Here is a 10,253-nt window from a genome sequence, read left to right on the forward strand (position 1 = left end):
CCGGCGGCCGCGGCGGCAGCGCTGGGGCCGGCCCAGCGCGCGCGGACCGTTGCGCTGGAAGGCGACTCAGCCGCATACGGGACGGAGCGAGCGGCCGGCAGGTCCGGGCCTGCGGCGACGCCCGCCGCTTCGCCACTCCCCCCGCTCAGCAGGCTGTCGAGCTCGCGGATGAACTGGGCGACGATGCGGCGGTTGACCTGCTTGATGGCCGCACCGCCGAACTGCGCGACCCGGCCGGACAGGTCCAGGTCGGTCACGACGCGCACCTGCGACCGTCCCGCGCCCTCGTCACCGACCGTCATCGTCACGAGCGCATTGGCCCCTCCCTGTCCGGACCGGTCGCGCGCGACACCTCGCACGACCAGCCGACGGGCCGCCCCGTCGCACTCGACGACCGTCGCCGTGCTGGCCAGGTTGAGCCCGACCGGACCGATGCGAAGGCCGACGCGGCCGTGGTAGTCCTCCCCGTCGCGCCCCTCGAAGCGCGCGCCCGGGATGCACGGCACGACCCGCTCCAGGTCGGACAGGGTCGCGAAGGCCCGCTCGGCTCCGACGCCCACCGTGAACTCGTTGACCAGCTGCATCGGCGCCTCCGGGGCGGTAGTCGAGTGACCTGCGTCGCAATTTCTGCGCGTTAGGGCTTGATTGTATACGTGATCCAAGAGACAGTATGCAGCGACGATGACGTCCAGCCGCGAGGCTGCAGAGACTCTAGGAGGCCGCGTGCTGAGCAAGGGGATCGGTCTGTTCCCGACAGAACCAGTCGGCGCCATGCGGGACTACGTGCAGCTGTGCGAGTCCCTGGGCTACGACAACGTGTGGTTCGGTGACTCCCAGAACATCTGGCGGGAGTCGGGCGTCGTCATGGGCGCCGCGGCGGTCGGAACGCATCGGATCGTCTTCGGCACCGGCGTCACCAACGCTGTCACCCGGCACCGGTCCTTGCTCGCCTCCTCGTGGGCCACGCTCTCCGAGTTCACCGGCGGGCGGGCCATCCTCGGCATCGGCACCGGCGACTCGTCCCTGCGCACCATGGGCCTCAAGCCCCTCAAGCTGGCCGAGCTCGAGCAGGCGGTGACGGAGCTGCGGGCCCTCTTTCAAGGTGAGGAGGTCGCCGAGCCCACCAGCGGTGCGCACTACCACCTGAACTACCTCGACGCGCCGGTGGACGTCCCCGTCTACATCGCCGCGTCGGCCCCCAAGATCCTCCAGCTGTCCGGCCGGATCGCCGACGGGGTCATCGTGCTCGTCGGAACCGCCCCGCACTTCATCGAGGGGGCCCTCGAGCGGATCGAGGCCGGTGCACGTGAGAGCGGCCGGACCCTGAAGGACCTCAAGATCGTCCTCTGGACCCCCACCGCCATCGACGACGACCCCACGGAGGCTCGTGACCTCGTCCGCGCACACGTCAGCCGGGTCGTGATCCGGCCGCTGCCGGCGCCGATCGACCCCGAGCTGCAGCAGGTCGTCGACCGGATCCGCGAGTCCTACGACTACTACCACCACATGGACACCGAGGCGTCGCACGCCGACCTCGTCCCGGACGAGCTCGTCGACCTCTTCGCACTCGCCGGCACACCGGAGGAGTGCACCAAGCGGCTGGCCCAGCTGCAGGGCCTGGGCATTGACCAGGTCTCGATCGTCCCCTTCGTCCGTCCCGGGCAGAGCAAGGAGGCGACCATCCGCATGTTCGCCGAAATCGCGGACCGGGTCTAGCGCTGGGAACCCACACCATGGACCAGCTCGCACCTGCCCCCGGCAGCGCGGCCCCCGGCGCACCGCCGGCGCTGCGGCGCCCCCTCACCCCCGCGGACGGCAGCCGGCCGGACGCTGCCGGCGCGGAGGAGGCCAGCCGGCCCTCCCTCACCCGCACCACCACGACCGAGCCGACCGGCGGGTCCGCCACGAACGGATCCGACCCAGCCACCTCCGGACGCCACCAGCGCACTCGTAGCGTGGACGGCACACTTTCGCTCGCGCCCTACCTGCCCGCCTTCGGCCTGCTCTGCGCAGCCGCAGCGGTCTGGGTCGGCACCAGATGCCGACCCCGAGTCACCCCGAACTGAGCGGAGCGCTCAGTTTCCTTTCTAGAGAGGCCATCTGCGATGAACCTACGCTCGACGCGCATTCCCCTCATGGCCGTCGCGACGGCCGCTGCCCTCGCACTGACAGCCTGCGGCGGCGGCAGCGATGCGGCCGGCGGCGACGCCCCGACGACCAAGAAGCTGAGCATCTCGGCCACCGGTGTCGACAGCCTGCCCTTCATGGCCATGCTCCAGGTGGGCATCGACAAGGGCTGGTTCAAGGAGAAGGGACTGGACGTCTCCATGTACTCCGGCGGCGGTGGCGGCAACACGCTGCGGGTCGTCACGAGTGGCGACGCCGACATGGCGATCGCCGGCAACACGTCCGTCATCCTCGCCGCCGAGAAGCCGAACTCGAACCTGACGATCATCGCCCCGTGGTTCCAGGTCAACGACTTCTACTGGATCGCCCCCAAGGCGGCACCGGTGCAGGGAGCCACCCTGGGCTTCTCCTCCGCCGGCTCCTCCACGGAGCTGCTCGTCAAGGGCCTCGAGAAGAAGCTCGGTGTCAAGAGCCAGGCCGTGGGCGGCATGGGTGACAACTGGACCGCGGCCAAGGCCGGCAAGATCACGGCCGGCTGGGCCATGCACCCCTTCCTCACGAGCAAGCAGGCCGAAGGAGCCCAGATCGTCGTCGCCGCTCGTGACGTGCTCGGCGACGTTCCGGCCGACCTGGTCGCGATCAACACCGACTACGCGAAGAAGAACCCACAGAACGTCAAGGACTTCTTCACCGTCGCCCAGCGGGTCATGGACTACATCGTCAAGGACCCCGACACCGCCGCGAAGGACATCGCGGGCGTCATCAAGATGGATGCACCCACCGTCGCCAAGGCGCTCAAGGAGACGCCTGAGCTGAGCAAGGCCTACTCGCTCAAGGTCGACCCGGCGGCGCTCAACAACCTCTCCCAGCTCATGGTCGAGGCGGGCCAGATCAAGCAGAACGTCGACTGGGCCAAGGTGCTCGACCAGAAGTACCTCCCCGAGTCGGACCGCGCCAGCTTCTGACCATCGGGCTGACCCGCCGCTGACCTGTCCCGCACCCTGCCAGACCCGTCCCACCTGCACCGGAGGACCCCATGTCAGAGATCAACCTCGAGAACGTCGAGGTCGCCTTCGACACACCGGCCGGCACCGTCGTCGCCGTCAGCGGTGTCACGCAACGCGTGCCCGCCCAGGGATTCGTGTCCCTCGTCGGGCCGAGCGGCTGCGGCAAGTCGACGCTCCTGTCGGTCATTGCCGGGCTCACCAAGGCCACCGGGGGCCAGGTCCAGGTGGGCGGGAAGGTCGTGAACGGGCCGGACCGAGGGATCGGCGTCGTCTTCCAGGAGGACTCCACCCTGCCGTGGCGAACCGTTCTCGACAACGTGCGGTTCGCTCTGCAGGTGGCCGGCGTCGACAAGGAGGGACAGCTCGAGCGGGCCCGCTGGGCGATCGAGCTCGTCGGTCTCAAGGGTTTCGCCGACGCCTACCCGTCGATGCTCTCGGGCGGCATGCGACAGCGCGTCGCCCTCGCCCGCACGCTCGCCCTCGAGCCCGGTGTCGTGCTGATGGACGAGCCGTTCGCGGCGCTCGACCAACAGACCCGGATCTTCCTCGGCGCAGAGGTCCGCAGCATCTGGCAGCGCAGCGCCCAGACCGTCCTGTTCGTCACGCATGACATCTCCGAGGCGATCCTGCTCTCCGAACAGGTGTGGGTCATGTCCTACCGGCCGGGCCAGATCATCGACGTCATCGACGTCGACCTGCCGGCAGAACGTGACCCGTCCATCGTCTCGAGCCACGCCTTCAACGAGCTGCACAACCGCATCTGGACCTCCCTGCAGGAGGAGTCGATGCGCGGCTTCCGCCAGCAGGAAGGAGCGGCGTGAGAACCGCCGCCATGGCCCACCAATCCAAGGAACCCGTGACCGTCCCGGAAACGACACCGACTGGCACGGCCGCTGCAGCGCCGGCCATGTCTCCTCGCCGACGCCGACGCTTGGGTGACGCCACGTTCAGTGGCATCGCGACCACCATCCTGGTCGCGCTGCTCGCCGTGCTCTGCGAGATCGGACCCCGCGCCGGCTGGTGGGGCGAGGAGGTCCTGCCGTCCACGTCGTCGATCGTCGCCTCAGCCGCTGACCTCCTCGGGCAGCCGCAGTTCTGGGGCGATGCCGCCCGGACGAGCCTCGAGATCGGGCTGTCGATCGTGTTCGGCTCGGTGCTCGGCCTGCTGCTCGGCCTCGTGTTCTGGAAGCTGCCCACGGTGGGCCGGATCTTCGAGCCGTACCTCGTGTCGTTCTATGCCGTCCCGATGGTGCTCTTCTATCCACTCGCGATCGTGGTCGTGGGCATCAACGCGAGCTCGGTCGTGATCCTCGCGACGATCATGGCCACCATCCCGGTCGCGCTCAACACGACCGTCGGCCTGAACGGCATCCGGCCGGTCTATCTCAAGCTGGCCCGGTCACTGCAGTGCTCGCCACGTCAGCTGCTCACCTCCATCGCCCTGCCGGCAGCCGCTCCGTTCATCGTCGCCGGCCTGCGCCTCGGTGTGGTCTACGCGCTCATCGGGAGCATCGCCATGGAGTTCGTGACCGCGCAGGCAGGTCTCGGCTACCGCATCCGCTACCTCTACGAGATCTTCGACAACCAGACGATGTTCGCCTACATCTTCGTCGTGCTCGTCGTGTCGATGATCCTCACCGCGCTCCTGGTTGCTGTGGAGAAGCTCCTCGTGAAGGGACGGACCCAATGAGCGCGCCCACCATGCCCGTCGCTCGTCCACTGACCCTCAAGCAGCGACACGGCCAGTTCCTCGGCTCGATCGCCGTCGCCTTCGCCGTCGTGCTGCTGTGGCAGATCGTCAGCGGCCTGCTGTTCGTCGTGCCCGCGCCGGCGAGAACCGTCGCCGTCCTCGCGTCCAACCTGACCGACCCGGACTACCTGGTGGACGCACGAGAGACGGCACTCGCGGTCGCCACCGCCTTCGTCATCGGCACCCTGCTGGGCGGCCTCGTGGGGCTTGTGCTCGGCCTCGTCAAGCCGGTCCGCCTCGCGACCGAGCCACTCATCGTGGCCCTCAACGGCGTGCCAAAGATCGTGCTCTACCCGATCCTGCTCCCGATCTTCCAGCTGGGCGGCTCGAAGATCGTCATGGGCGTCCTCTTCTGCCTCTTCCCCGTCCTGATCAACGTTGCGGCCGGGGTGCGCCATATCCCTGACGTGTACTGGAAGCTGGCCCGCTCGGTGCAAGCCTCGTGGCTGCAGACCCTCGTGCACATCATCCTCCCGGCGATCCGCAGGCCCCTGCTCACCGGGCTGCGTCTCGCTGTCAGCCTCGCAGTCGTCGGCGTCGTCCTGTCCGAGTTCTTCGCCACCCGCTACGGGCTCGGCAGGGTCGTGCTGCAGACCTACGGTCACGGGGACTACCCCGAGATGGTGGCGACCATCCTGTTGCTCATCGTCGTCTCGTTCACCATCTCGATGCTCCTGTGGCGCTGGGAGAAGAAGGTCCAGTGAGCGCGCCACCGCCGCGGGTGACGCACGGCCCCGGGGAGCCGTACGTCGGCACCTCCGTGCCCCGGGTCGAGGACCAGCGTCTGCTGGACGGCAGGGGTCGCTTCCTGGCAGACCTCGCCGCGGGCGCGCTGTCCGTGGTCTTCCTCCGCTCCACCGAGGCCCACGCGGTGATCGAGTCCATCGACACCACGCGCGCCACAGACATGCCCGGCGTCGTCGGGGTCTACACCGGCAACGACCTCCCCCTGGCGCGCGACTACATCGGCTCACTGCACACTCCCGATCCCGGCTTCGTCGCGGCGACGGGTTTCCGGATGCCGGAGCAGCGGCTCGCCATCCTGCCGGTCGACCGGGTCCACTACGTCGGCCAGCCCGTGGTCGCCCTCGTCGCATCCGACCGTTACCTCGGCGAGGACGCCCTCGAAGCCGTGGACATCACCTATCGGCCGCTCCCCGCCGTCCTCGATCCGTCGGCCTCCCTTGCGCCGGACGCCGCGCCGATCCATCCTCACCTGCCCGACAACGAGGCGGGTCGCATCGAGGTCGAGTTCGGTGACGACGTGGCTGCGGACGCCGTGGCTGTCACCGTCGAGGGCACCTACCGCATCGGACGTCACGGCGCCGTCCCGCTCGAGGGACGCGGAGTCCTGGCACGTGTCGATGGACAACGCGTCTCGGTCTGGACCTCCACCCAGATCCCGCACCTCGTGCGGCAGGGGATCTGTGAGGCCACCGGATGGTCGGTCGACGCCGTACGGGTCGTCGTCCCCGACGTCGGCGGCGGGTTCGGCACCAAGGCCAACGTCTACGCCGAGGAAGTCGTCGTTCCCGTACTCGCCCGCCTCACCGGGCATGACCTCGTCTGGGTCGAGGACCGTCAGGAGCACCTCGTCGGCTCGGCACAGGGTCGCGACCAAGTGCATCGCACGCGACTGTCGGTGGACCGCGAGGGCCGAGTTCTTCGCTGGGAGGACGACTTCCTGCTCGACATCGGCGCGGGCGGTCTCTGGGTCGCGGGGGTCGTCGCCAACACGGCCATCCACCTGCTCGGCCCCTACCGGATCCCCCGGGTCCGACTGCGTGGACGGGCCGCCTTCACCAACAAGACGATCACCGCCCAGTACCGCGGTGCCGGGCGCCCCGAGGCGTGCTTCGCCCTCGAGCGCAGCCTGGACGATGCTGCGGGTCGCCTCGGCATCACTCCCGTCGAGATCCGCCGGCGCAACCTGCTCACGGCCGCCGACCTGCCCTACGCACAACCGCTGCCCTATCGTGATGGCGTCCCCATCGTCTACGACGGTGGCGACTATCTGCGGTGCCTCGACAGTGTGCTCGAGCTGTTGCCAGCCGAGACGGTCGAGCGCCTCGCTGCCGAGCACCCCGACCTCACCATCGGGCACGGCGTCGGGTGCTACATCGAGGCAACGGGCCGCGGCAGCTTCGAGTCCGGGCGGGTCCGCCTCACCTCGACCGGCGGCTTCGAGGTGGCCTCCGGGGCCGCGTCGGCGGGGCAGGCGCACGAGACGGTCTTCGCGCAGGTCGCCGCCGATGGGTTGGGTTGCTCGCTGGAGCTCGTCACCGTCCGGAGGTCGGACACCGACCTCGTCCGGCACGGCGTCGGCACCTTCGCGAGCCGCTCGGCGGTCCTCGCGGGGTCGGCGATCCGCCGGGCTGCAGAGCAGCTCCTCGACCAGGCGACCGGCCGGGCGGCGCAGCTGCTGGGCGTCTCCCCTGACCTCGTCAAGTCGACCGCGAGCGGGTTTGCCGCAGCCGACGGGTCCTCCGAGTGGGAGATCAGCTGGGCCGACCTCGCCACGGCGTGCGCCCCCGGCGGCGCACAGGAGCAACTCGGCCCGCTCGACGTGGTGGAGTACTTCCACCCCGAGACCGTGACGTGGACGATGGGGGCACACGCTGCAGTCGTCGGCGTGCACCGGGGCACGGGGGCGGTCTCCGTCCTGTCCTACGCAGTGGCGCACGAGGGCGGGGTGGAGATCAACCCGCAGGTCGTCGAAGGACAGGTCATCGGCGGGGTCGCCCAGGGCATCGGAGGGGCACTGCTCGAGCAGTTCCGCTACTCCCCCACCGGCCAGCCCACCTCGACCACGCTGGCCGAGTATCTGCTTCCCGGCACCTGCGACGTGCCCGACGTGCAGGTCCGTCACCTGGGGGTGGCGACCCCCTGCAACCCGCTCGGCGTCCGCGGGGCCGGCGAGAGCGGCACGATCGCCGTCTCGGCAACCGTCGCCGGCGCCGTCGAGGACGCTCTGCACGGACTGGTGCGAGTCAGTGAGACACCGATCCGCACCGGACCCCTTCGGGCGGCTGCGGAACAGATCCGGAGGGAAGGGCAGTGAAACCCGCACCATTCGCCTATCTGCGGGCCCGGTCGGTCGCGGAGGCGCTCGAGATGCTCGGTGCCTCCGCGCACCGGGACGCGGACGCCCACACCAAGGTGCTCGCCGGCGGACAGAGCCTGCTCACGCTGATGAACCTGAGGCTTGCCCGACCGGACCAGCTCGTCGACATCGGCGGCCTGATGGAGCTGTCCCGCACCTTCGAGGACACCGACTCGGTGGTCCTCGGTGCCCTCGTGCGCCACCGCACCCTGGAAACGGACCCCAAGCTGGGGAAGCGCCTGCCCCTCGTCGCCGCCGCTGCCGGTCAGATCGGTCACGTCGCGATCCGGAACCGCGGCACGCTCGGTGGTTCGCTGTCACACGCCGACCCCGCCGCCGAGCTGCCCCTCGCCATGCTCGTGCACGAGGCCGTCATCCATGTCGAGTCCGCCACGTCGGGGCGGCGCACCATCCGGGCCGAGGACTTCGTCGAGTCGATCTTCACCACCACCATGCAAGCCGACGAGCTGCTGACTTGGGTCACCGTGCCCAGTGCCCGCCCCGGACAGGGCTGGGGCTTCGTGGAGTTCGCCCCCCGGATTGGTGACTACGCCCAGGCAGGCGCCGCCTGCCTGGTGACCGTCGCACCCGACGGGTCCGTGGCAGCGATCCGTGCGGGCCTCTTGGCGGCAGCCGACCGACCACTCGTGGTGAGCGAACCCGGCGACGAGGTGAGCGGCATACCGACGCACGAGACATGGGAGCGGCTGGCCGCGCACTGGACCCGAAACCTCGAGCCGCTGACGGACGATCCCGACCACACGCGCCACCTCTGCCGGGCCGCCCTGAGCCAGGCCCTCGCGGACGCCTATCGGCGCGCCCGTACCGACCAGGAGGAGGCCGCATGACCGTCGAGGATGCATTCTCACCCCTCGCCCAGCGTGTCCCACTCGCCACGACCGTCAACGGACGTCCGGTCACCCTCGCGGTCCCGGCGCGCCTGACCCTTGCCGACCTGCTTCGCGACGAGCTGCACCTCACGGGGACCCATCTGGGCTGCGAGCACGGAGTCTGCGGCGCCTGCACCGTTCTCGTCGACGGCCGCAGCGTGCGGTCCTGCCTGCTCTTCGCGGTGCAGGTGGAGGGCCGGAGCGTGGTCACTGTCGAGGGCCTGCAGGACCACCCGACGACCGGGCGCATCAAGTGCGCGATGGCACGGCACCACGGCTTGCAGTGCGGCTTCTGCACCCCCGGGATGCTCGTGACCGCAACGGAGCTCATCGACAGGCACCCACCCGAAAAGCCACTCGACGAGGCCTGCGTCCGCGAGACGATGTCGGGCAACATCTGCCGCTGCACGGGCTACCAGGGCATCGTCCGGGCGGTCCTCGAAGCGGCCGCCGACCCGGCGACGGGAACCACCCACGAGGGATAGCCGCAAGCGCACCGGGACCGGCTCCCCCGGTCCCCACATTCTCAACAGGCGCACCGCCCGCATCTGTCTTAGGCTCCCCTTCACCTGCCGGACAGGCAGCGAGCGCCCGTTTCGCCACGGCGCGGACTCACACGACAGGTCCTGCGACGGAGCAGGACGGAGGAGTTGAGATGCGGCACATCAGATCCCGAGTTCTGGTGGGCGCAGCGGCCGCTGCGGCCACCGCCCTCGTCCCCGCCTTGGCCGCCAACGCGGCCCCAGACGCCGGCGACACCGTCGCCCAGCGCATCGATGACCGTCCCGACGACCAGAGCGACGCCCGCCGCGCGCTGATCGAGGAGGCGGTCGCCAAGGTCATCACCGGGGAGGCCACGCCGGTGACGAAGGGCAACGGCAGGTCCGTGGAGGTCTCTCCCGGCCAGTGGGCCCAGTACGGCCTCCAGTCGAGCGACAACATCCTGACCTTCCTCGTCGAGTTCGGCGACCAGAAGGACAGCCGCTTCCCGAACGCGCCGAGCGGGCCCGTCCACAACACCATCCCGAAGCCGGACCGGGCCATGGACAACACGACCTACTGGGTCGATGACTTCAACCGCGACCACTACCAGGAGATGTTCTTCGGCGAGGGTGAGTCGATGACGACCGCCTACCGGGAGATGTCCAGCGGTCGCTACACCGTGAGCGGCGACACCTCGGACTGGGTCAAGGTCCCGTACAACGAGGCGAGCTATGGCCAGACCGAGAGCCAGGCCGACATGACGCGCTTCATCCAGGACGGCGCCAGCGCCTGGTACGAGCACCAGAAGGCGAGCGGCAAGACGGACGCCGAGATCGCCGCCTATCTGCAGCAGTTCGACCAGTGGGACCGCTTCGACTACGACAAGGACGGCA

Annotated in this window: 11 protein-coding genes; 10 read left to right on the top strand and 1 reads right to left on the bottom strand. The window is 69.6% G+C overall.

The features are described from left to right. The coding region (locus N864_RS14770) for an SRPBCC family protein (protein ID WP_051518619.1) at positions 1–584 on the bottom strand (584 nt) is incomplete at its 3' end. Between the two features lie 139 nt (positions 585–723). Between N864_RS14770 and N864_RS14775 the strand changes: the two genes are divergently transcribed. The 10 genes from N864_RS14775 to N864_RS14820 form a co-directional block, all read left to right on the top strand. Further along, the gene (locus tag N864_RS14775) at positions 724–1,716 is read left to right on the top strand and encodes an LLM class flavin-dependent oxidoreductase (protein WP_034718337.1); all 993 of its coding nucleotides are present in this window, start codon (positions 724–726) and stop codon (positions 1,714–1,716) included. Between the two features lie 17 nt (positions 1,717–1,733). Then, positions 1,734–2,066, top strand: coding sequence for a hypothetical protein (locus N864_RS14780; protein ID WP_034718340.1), 333 nt, complete (start codon positions 1,734–1,736; stop codon positions 2,064–2,066). 39 nt (positions 2,067–2,105) lie between these two features. Beyond that, entirely contained in the window at positions 2,106–3,092 is a 987-nt protein-coding gene (locus N864_RS14785) for an ABC transporter substrate-binding protein (protein WP_034718343.1), read from the top strand. 71 nt (positions 3,093–3,163) lie between these two features. After that, positions 3,164–3,955, top strand: a complete 792-nt coding sequence (locus tag N864_RS14790) for an ABC transporter ATP-binding protein (protein WP_034718347.1) — start codon at positions 3,164–3,166, stop codon at positions 3,953–3,955. Next, on the top strand, positions 3,952–4,824 hold the full coding sequence (locus N864_RS14795; protein ID WP_205620960.1) for an ABC transporter permease: 873 nt from the start codon (positions 3,952–3,954) through the stop codon (positions 4,822–4,824). Before N864_RS14790 ends, N864_RS14795 begins: the two co-directional genes overlap by 4 nt. After that, on the top strand, positions 4,821–5,588 hold the full coding sequence (locus tag N864_RS14800; RefSeq protein WP_081793885.1) for an ABC transporter permease: 768 nt from the start codon (positions 4,821–4,823) through the stop codon (positions 5,586–5,588). Before N864_RS14795 ends, N864_RS14800 begins: the two co-directional genes overlap by 4 nt. After that, a complete protein-coding gene (locus tag N864_RS14805) occupies positions 5,585–7,945 on the top strand; it encodes a xanthine dehydrogenase family protein molybdopterin-binding subunit (RefSeq protein WP_205620961.1) in 2,361 nt (786 codons plus the stop codon). The genes N864_RS14800 and N864_RS14805 overlap by 4 nt, the downstream gene beginning before the upstream one ends. Then, complete coding sequence (locus tag N864_RS14810; RefSeq protein ID WP_034718358.1) at positions 7,942–8,835, top strand: FAD binding domain-containing protein; 894 nt, start codon at positions 7,942–7,944, stop codon at positions 8,833–8,835. Before N864_RS14805 ends, N864_RS14810 begins: the two co-directional genes overlap by 4 nt. Next, entirely contained in the window at positions 8,832–9,362 is a 531-nt protein-coding gene (locus tag N864_RS14815; RefSeq protein WP_034718361.1) for a (2Fe-2S)-binding protein, read from the top strand. The genes N864_RS14810 and N864_RS14815 overlap by 4 nt, the downstream gene beginning before the upstream one ends. A 170-nt stretch (positions 9,363–9,532) precedes the next feature. Then, on the top strand, positions 9,533–10,253 hold a 721-nt coding region (locus N864_RS14820; protein WP_205620962.1), incomplete at its 3' end, for an immune inhibitor A domain-containing protein.

Origin of the sequence: Intrasporangium chromatireducens Q5-1 (genome assembly GCF_000576575.1) — a bacterium.
Taxonomy (GTDB): Bacteria; Actinomycetota; Actinomycetes; order Actinomycetales; family Dermatophilaceae; genus Intrasporangium_A; species Intrasporangium_A chromatireducens.